This is a genomic window from Microbacterium sp. 69-7 (assembly GCF_001897985.1).
Lineage (GTDB): Bacteria > Actinomycetota > Actinomycetes > Actinomycetales > Microbacteriaceae > Microbacterium > Microbacterium laevaniformans.
Genome location: NZ_MKRU01000092.1, coordinates 16,362 through 32,664, shown reverse-complemented (window position 1 = coordinate 32,664; position 16,303 = coordinate 16,362). Strand labels below are relative to the sequence as shown.

Sequence of the window (16,303 nt, the reverse complement as noted above, 5' to 3'; positions counted from 1 at the left end):
CCGAAATCTCTGGTAATTTTTCGGTGTGCCGAAAAATACCTGGGTGATCATCGAGGCGCCTGTCCGGACGGCGACCGTGCCCTCCCGGACCCGGCGCGCGGCATGGCTGCTCGGTCCGGCGCTGGTCGCCGGTGTCGCCTACCTCGATCCCGGCAACGTCGCGAGCAACATGACCGCCGGGGCGCGGTTCGGCTACCTGTTGGTGTGGGTCGTCGTGCTCGGCAACGCGATGGCGTGGCTCATCCAGTACCTGTCCGCCAAGCTCGGCATCGTGACGGGACAGAGCCTCGCCGAGACCCTCGGCGAGCGCCTTCGTCATCCCTGGGCGCGCCGCGCCTACTGGCTGCAAGCCGAGCTCGTCGCCGTCGCCACCGACGTCGCCGAGGTGATCGGCGGCGCGGTCGCCCTCTGGCTTCTCTTCGGCGTCCCCCTGCCCGTCGGCGGCCTCATCACGGGAGCCGTCTCGATCACACTGCTGCTCATCCAGCAGCGCCGCGGCGCGCGCAGCTTCGAGTTCGTCGTGATCGGCCTGCTCGTCGTGATCTCGATCGGCTTCACCTACGGCGTCTTCATCGCCCCGCCGGATGCCGCGGGCGTCGCCGGCGGCATGATTCCGCGATTCGAGGGGTCGGAGTCGGTGCTGCTCGCGGCATCCATCCTGGGCGCGACGATCATGCCGCACGCGATCTACGCCCACAGCGCCCTCGCCCGCGACCGGTTCTCCTCCGCCGGCGCGCGCCCCGTCGACCGCGCCATCACCACGCCGCGCCTGCTGCGCGCAACCCGCTGGGACGTGACGATCGCCCTCGCCGTGGCGGGCACCGTGAACCTCGCGATCCTGCTGCTCGCGGCCGCCAACCTCGCCGGCGTCGACGGGACCGACAGCCTCGAGGGCGCATACGGCGCCCTCGCGGCGGGACTCGGCGGCGTCGTCGCGACGATGTTCGCGGTCGGCCTGCTCGCGAGCGGCCTGGCGAGCACCACGGTGGGCGCCTACGCCGGCGCGGAGATCATGCACGGCCTGCTGCGCGTGCGCGTGCCGCTGATCGCGCGGCGCCTCGTCACGCTGGTGCCGGCCATCGTGATCCTCGCGCTCGGGGCCGATCCGACCTGGGCGCTGATCCTCAGCCAGGTGGTGCTGAGCTTCGGCATCCCGTTCGCGCTCGTGCCGCTCGTCGCCCTCACCGCCCGCCGCGACGTGCTGGGGGCGCACCGCAACCGCTGGTGGACGACCCTTGCGGGTGTCGTCGCGTCGGTGTTCCTCATCGCTCTGAACGCACTGCTGCTGTGGCTCGTGCTGACGGGCCGATAGTCACGGCCGGTAGCCTGAGAGCGTGGCTGCGAACTCCGTCGCGATCGACGACTACCTGAAGACGATCTACCACCACACCGAGTGGCAGCCCCTGCTCATGACGTCGTCGCAGCTGGCGGCCGAGCTGAAGCTCGCCCCGTCGACGGTCACGGAGATGGTGCAGAAGCTCGTCGCACAGGGTCTCGTCGACCACCGTCCGTACGGGCCGGTCGCGCTCACCGAGCAGGGCCGGCTGCGCGCGGCATCCATCATCCGTCGCCATCGCCTGATCGAGACGTGGCTGGTGCAGGAGTTCGGCTACGCGTGGGACGAGGTGCATGACGAGGCCGAGGTGCTCGAGCATACGATCAGCGACCGCCTGCTCGCCGGCATCGCAGAGCGGCTCGGGCATCCTCGCTTCGACCCGCACGGCGACGCGATCCCGGATGCCGAGGGTAACGTCCACCGCCTGCCGTTCGTGCTGCTGTCGACCGCCGAGGTCGGACACGCGGGCGAGGTGCTGCGGGTCAGCGACCGCGATCCCGAGCTTCTGCGCGCGCTGGAGGGCGCCGGCATCGATGTGGGGCACCGCCTCGTGGTCGCCGGAACGGACGTGGTCCGCGTCGATGACGGCGCGACGGTCGCCCTGCCCGCCGGCGCGGCCGGTGCGGTCTGGCTGACCGCCTGACCCGGGTTGCCCCCCGCCCTCGCCCCCGGCGTGGCTGCCCCCCGCCACGGGGATGTCCCAAAAGCGGTCCCCTCCGGGGCCTCCACACCGCACAATCTGGGACACGCCCCGCTACAAGTGGGACGCGGTCGGGGGCGATGGGGGGCATCGCGACCGTGGCGCGGAGGGGCTGGCCGACAGCGTCAGCGCCGCCGGAGGCGCCGCGGACGGCTGGCCTTGAGGTAGGGCCAGGTGATGCCGGTGGCGTGCTCGCAGTAGTCCCAGAGCCTCGCGGCGATGTCCTCGCGCCGGGCCAGCGTACTCGCCTGTCCGAGCGTGGGCGCACCGGCCACCAGTCGCGACGGCCCCCAGAACTGGCCACCGATCGCCTCCGGATCGACGAGCGCCCGGACGAGCGGCCACGCCCCGCGCTCCTTGGACTGCGTGATCGGAGCCTGCAGGTTGTCGACGAAGCGCGTCATCCGCGTGGGCTCGTTGATGCCCAGGATGCCGCGGGTGCGTCCGCTGATCGCGTACCCGGGATGGGCGACGAGGCTGGCGATCGGCACGTTCGCGGCCCGCAGGCGCCGATCGGCCTCGAAGCCGAGAGCGGTCGTCGCGACCTTCGACTGCACATAGGCCCGCCACGGCGAGTAGTTCGTCTCCAGCTCGGGATCGACGGGGTCGTAGTTTCCCATCGCGGTCGACATCGACCCGACCCACACCATACGACCGCGACCGGCGGCGAGCGGCGGCAACAGCTCGCCGGCGAGCGCATAGTGGCCGAGGGCGTTCGTCGCGAAGACGACCTCGTGGCCGTCGGCGGTGGTCTCGCGGTGGCGCGGCGGGTGCACGACTCCGGCGTTCAGCAGAAGCCCGTGCAGCCCCGCGCGACCGCGCACCGTCGCGGCGGCGGCGCGCACCGAGCCGAGGTTGCTGGTGTCGAGCAGGAGGGTCGTGATCTCGGCATCCGGCACCTGACGGCGTACGGCGACGCGTGCGGTGGCCAGCTTGTTCGGGTTGCGGCCCGTCATGATCACGTGGGCGCCCGCCTCGGCGAGCTGCAACGACGCGAAGAAGCCGAGCCCAGCCGTCGACCCGGTGACGAGGTAGCGTCTGCCGGAGAGGTCGGGGAGCGTCGTCGGGTCCCAGTCGTCGCGTGCCACGCGTCGAGACTACGGCCGGATCACCCCGCTAGGCTGGCCCCATGCGGACACGCGCCGATATCGAATGCTGGCTCACCGACATGGACGGCGTCCTCGTCCACGAGAACAAGCCCATCCCCGGCGCCGCCGAACTGCTCGCGCAGTGGCGCGACGCGGGCACGCCGTTCCTCGTGCTGACGAACAACCCGTTCTACACGCCGCGCGATCTCAGTGCGCGCCTCCGCATCTCGGGCCTCGAGGTGCCCGAGGACCGCATCTGGACCTCCGCACTGGCGACAGCCGAGTTCCTGCGCTCGCAGCACCCGGGCGGCACGGCGTTCGTCATCGGCGAGGCGGGGCTGACGACGGCGCTGCACGAGGCCGGCTACGTGATGACCGAGACCCAGCCCGACTACGTCGTCATCGGCGAGACGCGCAACTACTCGTTCGACCGCATCACGCAGGCGATCCGCTTCATCAACGCCGGCGCCCGCTTCATCATCACCAACCCCGACGCGACGGGCCCCACCCCGACCGGCATCGTTCCGGCGACCGGGTCGTTCGCCGCGCTCATCACGCACGCGACCGGCAAGGCCCCGTACGTCGTCGGCAAGCCGAATCCGATGATGTTCCGCTCGGCGATGAACCGCATCGGCGCCCACTCGGAGATCACGGGCATGATCGGCGACCGCATGGACACCGACGTCGTCGCCGGCATCGAAGCCGGTCTGCACACGATCCTCGTCCGCACCGGCATCTCCGACGACGCCGAGATCGAGCGCTACCCCTTCCGTCCCGACGAGATCCTCGACTCGGTCGCCGACCTGCTGGCCGACGAGCCGGCGGAGTCCGAGATGCCCGAGGGGCTGTGACGGAACGCAGCTCCGGTCGGCGGGTCACCCTCACCGAGGTCGCAGAGAGGGCGGGCGTGTCGCGCTCGGCGGCCTCGTTCGCGTTGAACGGTCGCCTCGACCAGCGTCTGTCCGTCGAGACGATGGCCCGCGTTCGCCGGGCGGCCGACGAGCTCGGCTACCGCGCGAACGTGACCGCGAAGACCCTGCGCACGGCCCGCTCGGGCACGGTCGCACTGGTCTCGGACTTCGCACGCAGCTGTTCTTCGCCGAGCTCGCCGGACCGGTCAACGACGTGGTCGTGGAGGTCGACGGTGAGCCCATCCACATCGAGCGCGCGCCCGTCACCGACGTCCGTCGACTGTCATGGACTCGTCCCCCGCGCCCGACTAGGCTGAGACTGCCCGCCTCCGCACGGGCGGAGGAGACATCGTGAACGCGACCGATCAGACGCTGCTGTTCGCCTCGACCGGCGTGGTGCTGGTCGGGACGCTCGTGGTGTTCGTCGTGCAGTTCATCCGCGGTCGCGGGCGCGACGGCGGCGAGGGGAGCGACCGGTGATCGCCATCGTCTTCGTCGTGACCGCGATGATCCTCCTGATCGTCGCGCTGGTGCTCTTCGTGCGGGGTCGCCGCGATGCGCCGCAGGGGACGCCGCTGCCGAACGGCCGCGGCATCCTGCTGCTCACCCTTGCGGGCCTCGTGCTCGCGCTGGCGTCGCAGCTGCCCATCTTCCGCTGACGCCACCTCTCCCCGGTCATCGTCGCCAGAATCGGATGCCGACGACGGATGCGGATCTGTGAGCTCACGGCATCCGAATCCGTTGCGGCCGAAGCGGGGCCCTACTGCGCCTGCAGGCCCAGGTCGTCGAGGTCGATGATCGAGCGCCACTCATAGCCGGCGGCCTCGACCGCCGCCTGCGCGCCGGTCTTGCGGTCGACGACCGTGACGACCGCCACGATCTCGGCACCGGCAGCCGCGACGACCTCGGCGGCCTTCAGGGGCGAGCCGCCCGTCGTGGAGGTGTCCTCGACGATGACGACACGCTTGCCGGTCACCTCGGCGCCCTCGATCTGGCGACCGCGACCGTGGTCCTTCGGCTCCTTGCGCACGACGAACGCATCCACGGGCGTGCCGGCGGCGACCGACGCGTGCATGACAGCGTTCGCGATCGGGTCCGCACCCAGGGTGAGGCCGCCCACGGCATCCGCGTTCAGGTCGCGCACCGCGTCGAGCACGAGCCGGCCGATCGCGGGAGCCGCGCGGTGGTCGAGCGTGAGCTTGCGCATGTCGACGTAGTACGTCGCCTTCTTGCCGCTGGAGAGCGTGAAGTCGCCGTGGAAGACGGCTTCGGCGGCGATGAGGTCGACGAGGGCGCGACGCTCGGACTCGAGCTCGGGCGTGGAGGCGGCGGTCATGCTGAAGAGTCTACGGAAGCGAAGAACCGGGATTATTTCCGCAGCATCTCTGCCCGCGGCATCCACCCCGCACCCTAGAGTCGGGAACGTCACCCGGCGCGGTGCCCGGGCGATCCCGGGCGCTGCGGCCGACCGGATCGAAGGAGCACCATGGCCCGTATCGGCATCGTCCGCGAGCGGGACGGCGAGACCCGCGTCGCCGCCTCCCCCACCACCGTCGGCAAGATCCGCGCGCTCGGCTACGACGTGAGCGTCGAGGCCGGCGCCGGCGCCGCATCGTCGTTCCCGGATGCCGCGTACACCGCCGCCGGCGCCACCGTCGCCACCCGCGACGACGCCTGGGGCGCCGATGTCGTCCTGTCGGTCGCGGCCCCCACGGATGCCGAGATCGCGCTGCTGCAGCCGGGGGCGACGCTCATCGGCATCCTGAGCCCGGCGCTCAGCCCCGACCTGCTCGCCGCCCTCGCCGCCCGCGGCGTGACCGCCCTCGCGATGGACGCCGTGCCGCGCATCTCCCGGGCGCAGTCGATGGACGTGCTCAGCTCGATGGCCAACATCGCCGGCTACCGCGCGGTCGTCGAGGCCGCGAACGAGTTCGGCCGCTTCTTCACCGGACAGGTCACCGCCGCCGGCAAGGTGCCGCCCGCGAAGGTGCTGGTCGCCGGGGCCGGCGTCGCCGGTCTCGCCGCGATCGGCGCCGCCTCGAGCCTCGGCGCGATCGTCCGCGCCACCGATCCCCGCCCCGAGGTCGCCGACCAGGTCGCCTCGATCGGCGGCACCTACCTCGAGGTCGTCGTGCCCGACGAGCAGAAGGAAGTGTCGACCGACGGCTACGCGAAGGCCACCAGTGCCGCCTACGACGCCGCGGCCGCCAAGCTCTACAGCGACCAGGCCGCCGACGTCGACATCGTCATCACGACCGCGCTCATCCCGGGCCGCGCGGCCCCGCGCCTGCTCACCGCCGCCGACGTCGCCGCGATGAAGCCGGGAAGCGTCATCGTCGACATGGCCGCGGGCCAGGGGGGCAACGTCGAGGGCTCCGTCGCCGGCGAGCGCGTCGTCACCGCGAACGGCGTGATCATCCTCGGCTACACCGACCTCGCCGGCCGTCTCCCCCAGCAGGCGTCGCAGCTCTACGGCACCAACCTGCTGAACCTCCTCACCCTCCTCACCCCGGGCAAAGACGGGCAGCTCGCGATCGACGACACCGACGTCGTGCAGCGCGCCGTCACCGTTACGCGTGACGGCGCGATCACCTGGCCGCCGCCCCCGGTGCAGGTCTCTGCCGCGCCGGCGAAGCCCGGGACGGATGCCGCGGCATCCGCGCCGGCCCCCGCCGCCAGGAAAGGGCTCTCGGCGGGAGCGAAGAGCGGCCTGATCGTCGCCGGCATCGCCGCCCTGTTCCTCGTGTGCGCCGTCGCGCCCGCGCCCCTGCCCCAGCACATCCTCGTGCTGACCCTCTCGGTCGTGATCGGGTTCTCCGTCATCGGCAGGGTCGCCCACGCCCTGCACACGCCGCTGATGAGCGTCACCAACGCGATCAGCGGCATCATCGTCGTCGGCGCCATGAGCCAGATCGTCGTGCCGAACCCCGTGGTGCAGGTGCTCGCGGCGATCGCGGTGCTCCTGGCATCCATCAACATCTTCGGAGGCTTCGCGGTGACCCGTCGCATGCTCGCCATGTTCCAGAAGGGCGACCAGAAGTGACCATCGTCGCCACCTCCGAGACGGCCGGGGCGCTCGCGCTCGCCCAGTCCGTCGCCACCGCCGCGTACATCGTCGCGGCGCTGCTGTTCATCCTCGCCCTCGCCGGGCTCAGCACACAGGAGACCGCGCGCCGCGGCGTCGTCTACGGCATCGTCGGCATGACGATCGCCCTGCTGGCCACCCTCGTGCTCGTCGTCGCGAACGGCACCCTCGTTCTGGACGGCGCTTCCGCCGCGCTCGGGATCGGGCTGCTCGTCGCCGCGGTCGTGGTCGGCGGCGCCATCGGCCTGTGGCGGGCGCGCGTCGTCGAGATGACCGGCATGCCCGAGCTCATCGCCCTGCTCCACTCCTTCGTGGGCCTCGCGGCCGTGCTCGTCGGCTGGAACGGCCACCTGTACGCCGACGGGATCGCGCCCGAGCTCATCGGCATCCATCACGCCGAGGTGTTCATCGGCGTCTTCATCGGCGCCGTCACCTTCACGGGGTCGATCGTCGCCTTCCTCAAACTCTCCGGGCGGATGTCGTCGAAGCCGCTCATGCTGCCCGGCAAGAACGCCCTCAACATCGGCGCCCTGGCACTCTTTCTCGTGCTCACGGTCTGGTATGTCGCGACCCCGTCGATCTGGCTGCTCGTCGCCGTGACCGCGCTCGCCCTCGCCCTCGGCTGGCACCTGGTGGCCTCGATCGGCGGCGGCGACATGCCGGTCGTCGTCTCGATGCTCAACAGCTACTCCGGCTGGGCTGCGGCCGCCGCCGGGTTCCTCCTGAACAACGACCTGCTCATCGTCACTGGCGCCCTCGTCGGTTCGTCGGGTGCGTACCTGTCGTACATCATGTGCACGGCGATGAACCGGTCGTTCCTCTCGGTCATCGCCGGCGGATTCGGCATCGAGGCTCCCCGCAGCGCCGAGGCCGAGGAAGGCGAGCATCACGAGACGGATGCCGCAGCCGTCGCCGAGCTCCTCCGCGACGCACGGTCGGTCATCATCACCCCCGGCTACGGCATGGCCGTCGCCCAGGCGCAGTACCCGGTCGCCGACCTCACGAAGCGGCTGCGCGAACGGGGCGTCGAGGTGCGCTTCGGCATCCATCCCGTCGCCGGGCGCCTGCCGGGCCACATGAACGTGCTGCTGGCCGAGGCCAAGGTGCCGTACGACATCGTGCTGGAGCTCGACGAGATCAACGACGACTTCGCCGACACCGACGTCGTGCTCGTCATCGGGGCGAACGACACGGTCAATCCCGCCGCGGCAGAGGACCCCGGCTCGCCCATCGCGGGCATGCCCGTGCTGCACGTGTGGGAAGCGCGCAGCGTCGTGGTGTTCAAGCGGTCGATGGCCTCCGGCTACGCGGGCGTGCAGAACCCGCTGTTCTTCCGCGACAACACGCAGATGCTCTTCGGCGACGCCAAGCAGCGGGTGGAGGACATCCTGCGGGCACTGTGACCCGCCGCCCGCGTGCGCGTTCCGTATTCAGTCTGGTTGCGATGCGGCGTGGTGACGCAGCGTGCCAAGACGGGCCGCAGCGGGATGCCGCGGGCCGCGGAGACTGAATACGCGACGGCGGGACGGCGGGGCGCCGACCCCAGCGCGGGGGCCAATACGCTGGATGCCATGCGCATCGCCACCTGGAACGTCAACTCGATCCGCGCCCGCGTCGTCCGCACCGTCGACTTCGCCGTCCGCGAGGGCATCGACGTGCTGGCGATGCAGGAGATCAAGTGCAAGCCCGAGCAGTTCCCGTACGAGGCTTTCGAAGACGCGGGCTTCACCGTCGAGGCGCACGGGCTCAACCAGTGGAACGGGGTCGCGATCGCCAGCCGTGAGCCGATCGAGAACCTGCAGGTCGGATTCCCGGGCATGCCCGGCTTCGCGAAGGGTCACGATGGCCCCGGCGCTCCGCTCGAGGCCCGCGCGCTCGGCGCGACCATCGGCGGCGTCGAGGTGTGGAGCCTGTACGTGCCCAACGGGCGCGGCCTCGACGATCCGCACTACCGCTACAAGCTCGACTGGCTGGAGGCCCTCCGCGGCTACACGGCCGACACGCTCGCGGCCGATCCCGACCGGGCGCTCGCGCTCACCGGCGACTTTAACATCGCCCCCACGGATGCCGACAACGGCGACCCCACGGTCATCGAAGGCGTGACCACGCACGTCTCCCCGCCCGAGCGCGCCGCCTTCCAGGCGCTCCTGGATGCCGGCTTGGCCGACACCGTCCGCCCCCTCGTTCCCACGGGGTACACCTACTGGGACTACAAGCAGCTGCGCTTCCCCCGCAACGAGGGCCTGCGCATCGACTTCATCCTCGGCTCGCACGCGTTCGCCGACGCGGTGACCGCGGCATCCATCCACCGTGACGAGCGCAAGGGCGAGATCCCGAGCGATCACGTCCCCGTCGTCGTCGACCTGGACCTCGACGGCCCGGACGACGACGACCGCCCGATGATCTGGTGACCGGGCGAACTCAGGTCATGTCGCCCGTGACGACGTCGCCGTCGGGGGCGTAGCGCAGCAGAAGCGTGCCGGTCGGTCCCGATACGGCGGGTGCGATCAGCCGCAGCCGTGCCGGTGCCGCGCCGTCCGGAAACACCTTCTTGCCCCGACCGAGCACCACCGGGTGCACCCACAGCTTCAGCTCGTCGTACAGACGGGTGCGAAGCAGCGTCTGCGAGAAGTCGACGCTGCCGATCACGTGCACCTCGGCGTGACGGTCGCGCAGCGCATCCACGGCCGCCGCGACCTCGGCGTCCGAGCCGGTCAGCACGCTGGTGCCCGCCCATTCCGGGTCGACACCGGCCCGGGTCGCGACATACTTCGGGATGGCATCGAAGTGCCGACCGATGAACCCCTCCGGCCCGTCGGTGTGGTGCGGCCAGTACCCGGCGAAGATGTCGTAGGTGCGTCGGCCGAGCAGCAGCGCGTCCATCCGGCGGATGCCGCTGCCGACGTCCTCGCCGATGACGGCGTCCTCGAACGGCGCCTGCCAGCCGCCGAACGGGAACCCGCCGCTGGTGTCTTCGTCGGGGCCGCCCGGCGCCTGGGCGACGCCGTCGAGCGTCGTGAACAGGTCGATGACGATCCGCCCGCGCATCACGCGGTCTCCGCCGGGGGTCCCTGCTCGGCCGCGACGGGGTCCATGTAGAGGAAGCCGAGGCTGTTACCGTCGGGATCGTCCAGGTCGCGGCTGTACATGAAGCCGTAGTCCTGAACGGGGTGCGGCTCGGTGCCACCGGCAGCCACGCCCGCCTCGACGATCGCGTCGACGTCGGCGCGCGAGTCCCGCGTGAACGACAGCGACACCTGGGCCCACTCCTTGGGCTCTCCGATGGGCTTGTCCGTGAAGGTCGCGAAGAACTCCCGGCGCAGCACCATGAAGAAGATGTCGTGCGACCAGACGACGCACGCCGCGTTCTCGTCGGTGAAGTTGGGGTTGATGGCGCAGCCGAGCGCCCGGTAGAAGGCGACGCTGCGCTCGAGGTCGTTCGTCGGAATGTTCACGAAGATGCTCGTCATACCCAGAGCATGCACCCCCGGCGCGATGAGGTCGAGACCCTCTCCCTCTCAGGGGGGATGCCGCGGCATCCGGCTGCCCCTAGCGTGGAAGGATGAGCTCCGCCGCCCTCGTCCGCACGACCACGCCCGCGCAGCGTCGCAACGATGTGTGGCTCGCGCTCGCACTGTTGATGAGTGCCGTGATCAGCGCGTGGCTGGGCACGGTGGCCGGCTTCTACGGCGAGAACACCCCCGCCTTCGGCTGGGCGCTCGTGTACGTCGCCGCCCTCACTCTCCCTCTGGCCCTGCGCCGGCGCTTTCCCGAAACGACGCTCATCGTCGTCGCGCTCGCATTCTTCGTCGGTGTCTCGGTACGCATCCCGGAGATCTACGTCGGCAACGTGGCCCTGTTCATCGCCATGTACACCGTCGGGGCGTGGGTGAGCGACCGCCGGCGCGCAACCGTCGTGCGGCTCGCGGTGATCGCGGGCATGTTCGTCTGGCTTCTCGTGGTGACCTTCCAGAGCGCGACCGATCCGGACGGCGACGGGCCCTCCCGGGCGGGCCTGTTCTCCCCGTTCGCCGCGTACATGATCATCCAGTTCCTCGTGAACGCGGCCTACTTCGGCGGCGCGTACTTCTTCGGAGAGCGCGCCTGGGCCGACGCCCGTGCGCGCGCGGTGCTCGAAGAGCGCACCGCCGAACTCGAACGCGAACGCGAGATCACCGCCGCCCAGGCGGTCGCCCTGGATCGCGTCCGTATCGCCCGTGAACTGCACGACGTCGTCGCCCACCATGTGTCGGCCATGGGCGTGCAGGCGGGGGCGGCGCGCACCGTGCTCGACGACGACACCGCCGCAGCCCGGGAGGCGTTGGTGACGGTGGAGACGTCGGCGCGCGAGGCGCTGACCGAGCTGCGCCAGCTGCTCGAGACCCTCCGCACCCCCGACGCCGACACCCCCGCCGCCTCGACGGTGCGCCTGCAGTCGATCCCCGAGCTCATCGCGCACGCGAATGAGAACGGCATGCCCACGACCTTCGCGGTGGTAGGTGACCCGACCGAGCTGCCCGAGCTGGTGCAGGTGAACCTGTACCGCATCGCGCAGGAGGCGCTCACGAACGCGCGGCGTCACGGAGGTCCGGATGCCGCGGCCGACGTCCGGCTGCGCTTCGACGACGATCACGTCGAGCTCGAGGTCGCCAACCGCGGCCGCGAGCAGGTCGCGGGGCGGGCCGGGCTCGGCATCGTCGGGATGCGCGAACGCGCGGCGGCGTCGGGCGGAACACTCGAAGCAGGGCCGCGGCCGCGTGGCGGTTTCCTCGTGCGCGCCCGCGTGCCCTCACGGCTCGGAGGCTCCTCGACCCGAACATCATCGCCTCGCGCGGCAACGATCGCGGAGGCAGGGCGATGAGTGAGCCGGTGCGGGTGCTGCTCGTCGACGATCACGCCGTCATGCGAGCCGGCTTCCGCATGATCCTGGAGGCGCAGCACGACATCACGGTCGTGGGCGAGGCCGCAACGGGATCGGAGGCGATGGCTGCGGCATCCGCTCTGCATCCCGATGTGATCTGCATGGATGTGCAGATGCCCGATATGGACGGGCTCGAAGCGACCCGTCGCATCGTGGCCGACCCGTCGGTCACGGCCGTCGTCGTCATCGTGACCACGTTCGACCGTGACGACTATCTGTTCCACGCGCTGCACGCGGGCGCGAGCGGCTTCCTCCTGAAGAATGCCGGCCCGGAGGAGCTCGTCACCGCGGTGCGCGTCGCCGCCGCGGGCGACGCACTCCTGTCGCCGGCGGTCACCCGCCGCGTGATCGAGCGGTTCGCGGCGTCGCCGGTCGACACCGACGCCCGGATTGCCGCCGCGCTGCCACCGGCGCCCGGGCCGGCCTCGTCAGCGACCGTCCGCACAGCGCCGGCGATCGAACTCACCGAGCGTGAGGATGACGTCCTGCGTCTGCTCGCCGAGGCCTACAGCAACGCCGAGATCGCCGCCGCCCTGTTCATCGGCGAGGCGACCGTCAAGACGCACGTGTCGAACGTGCTGCAGAAGCTCGGAGCGCGAGACCGCGTGGCCGCCGTGGTCTACGCACACCGGCACGGCATGGTCTGACGCGAGCTGGCCGCCGTGTCAGCGAGCGGCGACCGGGATCGATCCCGTGGTGGCCGTCGTCGCGGCGCGCGCCAGGCGCTCGCGCAGCGAGACCAGGGTCGCGTCGGGACGCCACAGCACCACGAGGCTCCAGCCGAACATGCCGACCAGCAGCACGTTGCGGGCGAGCAGCACGCCCGCGGCGAACGGGTGAGCATCGATCAGCGGCAGGTACAGCACCGGGAACACGAGGGTCGTCAGGAAGCACGTGACCGCCAGCCAGACGGCGATCGACGTCCACGCCTTGCGGTCGATCAGCAGGCCGGCGGCGACGACGGGGGCAAGCCACAGAATGTACTGCGGCGAGCCGACCTTGTTGAACACGATGAGAGCCGACGTCAACGCGAACGCTCCGCGAAGGATCAGGTGCTGCTCGCCGATGCGGGACAGGGCGCCCTCCTGGAGCGCACGACGACGCGCACGCCAGAGCAGGACGAGGATCACCATGAAGGCGATCGGCATGGCGTAGCCGACCAGCACGCCCGCGGCGGTGGCGCCGGGACCGGCGACCTCACGCGTCGCCAGGACGTAGTTCTGGTGGATCTGAGCCCCGGGAAGACCCAGCACCGTCGCCCACACCCAGGGGGTGGCGACGGGAGCCTCGAGCTGCAGGGCGCGGTCGCCCTGGATCGTGGCGAAGCTGAAGAGGTTGGAGGCGCCGCCGAAGGCGACAACCACGCCGGCGATGGCGGCGCTCAAGGCCAGTCCACCGGCGATGATGCGCATGCGCAACGACGAGACGGCGACGGCGGCGGCGGCCAAAGCCGCCGGGGCGACCTTGATCCATGTCGCCGCGGCGATCAGCACCCCCGCGATGAACGGTCGACGGACGAGCCAGACGAGACCGGCGATGGCCAGCGGTGCGGCGAAGCCCTCGAGACGCAGCATCGAGACGGGCGCGAGAAGCACCTGGATCGCCAACCAGTACCAGGCGGCGACGTAGCCCTTGCGGTTGCGCAGGTTGTCGGTGAGCGCGAGGACGGCGAAGAAGTTCGCGCCCACCATCATGAGGAGCCAGACGAGCTGGTAGTTCCAGGGGCCGGCGACGATCGCGGCCATGATCGGCGCGAGAGCACCGGCCGGGTAGACCCACGGCATGTCGATCACGGGCCAGTGCCCGTGGGCCGCCTGCTCCGCCCACAGGCGGTACAGCGGAAGGTCGCCCTCCGTGCCGCCAAAGATCATGACCTTCAGCAGAGCGAGGAAGAAGAGGGCGTGCACGACGGCGAAGCCGATGAGCAGGCCACGACGGGTGAACGCGAAGTGCAGGGCACGGGGCCACCACTCGCGGGCACGGTCGGATACACGGGCGCCGAGGGCGCGGGTCACCTCAGGAGCGCTCGTCACTCGACAGAGTTTAGGAGAGCTCGCCTGAGCAAATGGTGGACGCGGTGTTACCCATTGCTGGGAATTCACCGAGTGCGCCGCGCTCCTGCGCCGTGAGAACTGCGGAACACACACTCCCCCACATGGGGGATGCCGAGGCCCGGCAGATGCCGCCGCGCAGCGGATTGCGCTACGGATTCCCGCCTCAGGGGGGAGGTCTGCGGCATCCGCCCTTCCTAACGTGGAGTCAACGGCAAGCAGAGGAGGAGAACATGCTCGAACTGAACGGCATCACCAAGAGCTACGGCGTGAAGCGGGTGCTCGACGACGTGAGCTTCCGCGTGGCGTCGGGGCGCCTGACCGGATTCGTGGGCGGCAACGGCGCCGGCAAGACGACGACCATGCGCATCGTGCTCGGCGTGCTCGGCCGCGACAGCGGGGAGGTCACCCTCGACGGCGCCCCCGTCACCGCGGCCGACCGACGCCTCTTCGGCTACATGCCGGAGGAGCGCGGGCTGTACCCGAAGATGCGGGTTCTGGAGCACATCGTCTACCTCGCCCGCCTGCACGGGTTCGACAAGGCCGAGGCCACCGCGCGCGCCGAGGCGCTGCTCGTGGAGCTCGGTCTCGGCGAGCGCCTCCGCGACAACGTCGAGACCCTCTCGCTGGGAAATCAGCAGCGCGCGCAGATCGCCGCCGCTCTCGTGCACGACCCGCAGGTGCTCATCCTCGACGAGCCGTTCTCGGGTCTCGATCCGCTCGCCGTCGATGTCGTCGCGGGCGTCCTGCAGGCGCGGGCGGCCCAGGGCGCGGCCGTCCTGTTCTCGTCGCACCAGCTCGACGTCGTCGAACGGCTCTGCGACGACCTCGTCATCATCGCGGACGGCACGATCCGCGCCGCCGGCACTCGCGACGCCCTCCGCGCCGAGCACGCCCAGCACCGCTACGAGCTGATCTCCGGCGGCGATCTCGGCTGGCTCCGTGACGAGCCTGGCGTGGACGTGCTCTCGTTCGACGGCGGCTACGCACTGTTCGACGTCGATGGGGATGCCGCCGCGCAGCGGGTGCTGCAGCGCGCGGTCTCCGCGGGCGATGTCGCCAGTTTCTCGCCTCAGCAGCCCTCTCTCGCCCAGATCTTCAAGGAGGTCATCCAGTGAACGTCAGCGCTCCATCCTTTGCCCAGAGCACGTGGCTCGTCGCCGAGCGCGAGGTGGGATCCAAGCTCCGCAGCAAGGCGTATCTCATCTCCACCGGCATCCTCTTCGTGCTCGCGCTCGTCGGTGTGCTGTGGGGAGGCTTCTCGGCACAGTCCGACAGCCGGACCCCGGTCGCCGTCACCGCCGACACCGCCGCATCGGTCGCCGACAACCCGCTCGTGAAGACCACCGAGGTCGCCGATGCCGACGCCGCACGCGCGCTCGTGCAGGACGGCACCGTCGACGCCGCGCTCATCCCCGGCGGCGCCGCGCCGTTCGAGTACACCGTCGTCGCGAAGGAGACAGCCCCGTCGTCCCTGCTGCAAGCGCTGAGCCTCACCCCGCAGGTGGAGCTGCTCGACCCGTCGAGCGTGCACCCGGGACTGCGCTACCTCGTCGCGCTCGGATTCGGGCTCATCTTCTTCATGGCGGCACTGACCTTCGGCTCGACGATCGCGCAGTCCGTCGTGGAGGAGAAGCAGACTCGCGTTGTCGAACTGCTCATCTCCGCCGTCCCCGTGCGGGCGCTGCTGGCCGGCAAGGTCATCGGCAACACGATCCTCGCGATGGGCCAGATCATCGGCCTCGCCGCGATCGCGATCATCGGCTTCACCGTCACCGGGCAGAGCAGCCTGCTCGCCGGGCTCGGCGCCCCCATCGCCTGGTTCGCCGTCTTCTTCCTCTTCGGCTTCATCCTGCTCGCCGCACTGTTCGCCGCCGCGGCGGCGATGGTGTCGCGGATGGAGGACATCGGCTCGACCACGACGCCGCTGACCATGCTGGTGATGGCGCCGTACTTCCTCGTCATCTTCTTCAACGACAACCCGCTGGTGATGACGATCATGTCCTACGTGCCGTTCTCGGCCCCCGTCGGCATGCCCGTGCGCATCTTCCTGGGTGACGCGCAGTGGTGGGAGCCGCTGCTGTCGCTCGTGGTCATGCTGGTCACCTGCGCGGCGGCCATCTGGGTGGGCGCGAAGATCTACCAGAACTCGCTGTTGCGGATGGGGGCGCGCGTCAAGCTCTCCGAGGCCCTCGCCGGATGACGTGGACA

At 70.6% G+C, this 16,303-nt stretch carries 18 protein-coding genes; 13 read left to right on the top strand and 5 right to left on the bottom strand.

The genetic code is table 11. The annotated features are described in order from the left end of the window. Positions 1–43: 43 nt before the first annotated feature. Both BGN98_RS10670 and BGN98_RS10665 read left to right on the top strand, forming a co-directional pair. Positions 44–1,312 carry an Nramp family divalent metal transporter gene (locus BGN98_RS10670; protein ID WP_288121368.1) on the top strand — a complete coding sequence of 423 codons (1,269 nt, stop codon included), beginning with the start codon at positions 44–46 and terminating at the stop codon, positions 1,310–1,312. 22 nt (positions 1,313–1,334) lie between these two features. After that, complete coding sequence (locus BGN98_RS10665) at positions 1,335–1,979, top strand: metal-dependent transcriptional regulator (RefSeq protein WP_288121367.1); 645 nt, start codon at positions 1,335–1,337, stop codon at positions 1,977–1,979. A 182-nt stretch (positions 1,980–2,161) separates the two neighbouring features. Here the strand turns inward: BGN98_RS10665 and BGN98_RS10660 are convergent, their stop codons facing one another. Then, positions 2,162–3,124: an SDR family NAD(P)-dependent oxidoreductase gene (locus BGN98_RS10660; protein ID WP_288121366.1), complete on the bottom strand. Its 963-nt coding sequence runs from the start codon at positions 3,122–3,124 to the stop codon at positions 2,162–2,164. A 41-nt stretch (positions 3,125–3,165) separates the two neighbouring features. Between BGN98_RS10660 and BGN98_RS10655 the strand changes: the two genes are divergently transcribed. Genes BGN98_RS10655 through BGN98_RS10640 form a run of 4 tightly spaced genes read left to right on the top strand, consistent with a single transcriptional unit; the run spans position 3,166 to position 4,694 of the window. Beyond that, on the top strand, positions 3,166–3,975 hold the full coding sequence (locus BGN98_RS10655) for an HAD-IIA family hydrolase (RefSeq protein ID WP_036285732.1): 810 nt from the start codon (positions 3,166–3,168) through the stop codon (positions 3,973–3,975). After that, a complete protein-coding gene (locus tag BGN98_RS10650) occupies positions 3,972–4,352 on the top strand; it encodes a LacI family DNA-binding transcriptional regulator (RefSeq protein ID WP_288121365.1) in 381 nt (126 codons plus the stop codon). Before BGN98_RS10655 ends, BGN98_RS10650 begins: the two co-directional genes overlap by 4 nt. 34 nt (positions 4,353–4,386) lie before the next feature. Continuing rightward, positions 4,387–4,515, top strand: a complete 129-nt coding sequence (locus BGN98_RS10645; RefSeq protein WP_288121364.1) for a hypothetical protein — start codon at positions 4,387–4,389, stop codon at positions 4,513–4,515. Further along, the gene (locus BGN98_RS10640; RefSeq protein ID WP_005051865.1) at positions 4,512–4,694 is read left to right on the top strand and encodes a hypothetical protein; all 183 of its coding nucleotides are present in this window, start codon (positions 4,512–4,514) and stop codon (positions 4,692–4,694) included. The genes BGN98_RS10645 and BGN98_RS10640 overlap by 4 nt, the downstream gene beginning before the upstream one ends. A gap of 101 nt (positions 4,695–4,795) precedes the next feature. Here the strand turns inward: BGN98_RS10640 and pyrE are convergent, their stop codons facing one another. Beyond that, the gene (pyrE, locus tag BGN98_RS10635; protein WP_112932004.1) at positions 4,796–5,371 is read right to left on the bottom strand and encodes an orotate phosphoribosyltransferase; all 576 of its coding nucleotides are present in this window, start codon (positions 5,369–5,371) and stop codon (positions 4,796–4,798) included. A 150-nt stretch (positions 5,372–5,521) separates the two neighbouring features. On the opposite strand from pyrE, the gene BGN98_RS10630 reads away from it, so the two are divergent. From BGN98_RS10630 to BGN98_RS10620, 3 genes are all read left to right on the top strand, one after another. Further along, positions 5,522–7,078, top strand: coding sequence for a Re/Si-specific NAD(P)(+) transhydrogenase subunit alpha (locus tag BGN98_RS10630; RefSeq protein ID WP_288121363.1), 1,557 nt, complete (start codon positions 5,522–5,524; stop codon positions 7,076–7,078). Between the two features lie 2 nt (positions 7,079–7,080). Beyond that, on the top strand, positions 7,081–8,523 hold the full coding sequence (pntB, locus tag BGN98_RS10625; RefSeq protein ID WP_288121420.1) for a Re/Si-specific NAD(P)(+) transhydrogenase subunit beta: 1,443 nt from the start codon (positions 7,081–7,083) through the stop codon (positions 8,521–8,523). Positions 8,524–8,691: 168 nt separating this feature from the next. Continuing rightward, a complete protein-coding gene (locus BGN98_RS10620) occupies positions 8,692–9,531 on the top strand; it encodes an exodeoxyribonuclease III (protein ID WP_288121419.1) in 840 nt (279 codons plus the stop codon). Positions 9,532–9,541: 10 nt separating this feature from the next. Here BGN98_RS10620 and BGN98_RS10615 read toward each other — a convergent pair whose 3' ends face one another. Next, the gene (locus BGN98_RS10615) at positions 9,542–10,168 is read right to left on the bottom strand and encodes a dihydrofolate reductase family protein (RefSeq protein ID WP_036286586.1); all 627 of its coding nucleotides are present in this window, start codon (positions 10,166–10,168) and stop codon (positions 9,542–9,544) included. Next, the gene (locus tag BGN98_RS10610; RefSeq protein WP_036286587.1) at positions 10,168–10,590 is read right to left on the bottom strand and encodes a VOC family protein; all 423 of its coding nucleotides are present in this window, start codon (positions 10,588–10,590) and stop codon (positions 10,168–10,170) included. The genes BGN98_RS10615 and BGN98_RS10610 overlap by 1 nt, the downstream gene beginning before the upstream one ends. Before the next feature lie 92 nt (positions 10,591–10,682). Between BGN98_RS10610 and BGN98_RS10605 the strand changes: the two genes are divergently transcribed. Together BGN98_RS10605 and BGN98_RS10600 are read left to right on the top strand one after the other, a co-directional pair. Continuing rightward, positions 10,683–11,981 carry a sensor histidine kinase gene (locus BGN98_RS10605; RefSeq protein ID WP_288121362.1) on the top strand — a complete coding sequence of 433 codons (1,299 nt, stop codon included), beginning with the start codon at positions 10,683–10,685 and terminating at the stop codon, positions 11,979–11,981. After that, a complete protein-coding gene (locus tag BGN98_RS10600) occupies positions 11,978–12,688 on the top strand; it encodes a response regulator (RefSeq protein WP_005051858.1) in 711 nt (236 codons plus the stop codon). The genes BGN98_RS10605 and BGN98_RS10600 overlap by 4 nt, the downstream gene beginning before the upstream one ends. 18 nt (positions 12,689–12,706) lie before the next feature. Here the strand turns inward: BGN98_RS10600 and BGN98_RS10595 are convergent, their stop codons facing one another. Continuing rightward, positions 12,707–14,074 carry a hypothetical protein gene (locus BGN98_RS10595; protein WP_288121361.1) on the bottom strand — a complete coding sequence of 456 codons (1,368 nt, stop codon included), beginning with the start codon at positions 14,072–14,074 and terminating at the stop codon, positions 12,707–12,709. 251 nt (positions 14,075–14,325) lie between these two features. Here BGN98_RS10595 and BGN98_RS10590 point away from each other — a divergent pair, with 251 nt between their 5' ends. Both BGN98_RS10590 and BGN98_RS10585 read left to right on the top strand, forming a co-directional pair. Next, on the top strand, positions 14,326–15,210 hold the full coding sequence (locus BGN98_RS10590; RefSeq protein WP_288121360.1) for an ABC transporter ATP-binding protein: 885 nt from the start codon (positions 14,326–14,328) through the stop codon (positions 15,208–15,210). Further along, positions 15,207–16,295 carry an ABC transporter permease gene (locus tag BGN98_RS10585; protein WP_288121359.1) on the top strand — a complete coding sequence of 363 codons (1,089 nt, stop codon included), beginning with the start codon at positions 15,207–15,209 and terminating at the stop codon, positions 16,293–16,295. The genes BGN98_RS10590 and BGN98_RS10585 overlap by 4 nt, the downstream gene beginning before the upstream one ends. Positions 16,296–16,303 lie beyond the last annotated feature (8 nt).

Coding starts and splice junctions, on each gene's coding strand:
- BGN98_RS10590 (WP_288121360.1), top strand. CDS start 14,326: ATGCTCGAACTGAACGGCATCACCAAGAGCTACGGCGTGAAGCGGGTG.
- BGN98_RS10655 (WP_036285732.1), top strand. CDS start 3,166: ATGCGGACACGCGCCGATATCGAATGCTGGCTCACCGACATGGACGGC.
- BGN98_RS10610 (WP_036286587.1), bottom strand. CDS start 10,590: ATGACGAGCATCTTCGTGAACATTCCGACGAACGACCTCGAGCGCAGC.
- BGN98_RS10620 (WP_288121419.1), top strand. CDS start 8,692: ATGCGCATCGCCACCTGGAACGTCAACTCGATCCGCGCCCGCGTCGTC.
- BGN98_RS10630 (WP_288121363.1), top strand. CDS start 5,522: ATGGCCCGTATCGGCATCGTCCGCGAGCGGGACGGCGAGACCCGCGTC.
- BGN98_RS10615 (WP_036286586.1), bottom strand. CDS start 10,168: ATGCGCGGGCGGATCGTCATCGACCTGTTCACGACGCTCGACGGCGTC.
- BGN98_RS10600 (WP_005051858.1), top strand. CDS start 11,978: ATGAGTGAGCCGGTGCGGGTGCTGCTCGTCGACGATCACGCCGTCATG.
- pyrE (WP_112932004.1), bottom strand. CDS start 5,371: ATGACCGCCGCCTCCACGCCCGAGCTCGAGTCCGAGCGTCGCGCCCTC.
- BGN98_RS10605 (WP_288121362.1), top strand. CDS start 10,683: ATGAGCTCCGCCGCCCTCGTCCGCACGACCACGCCCGCGCAGCGTCGC.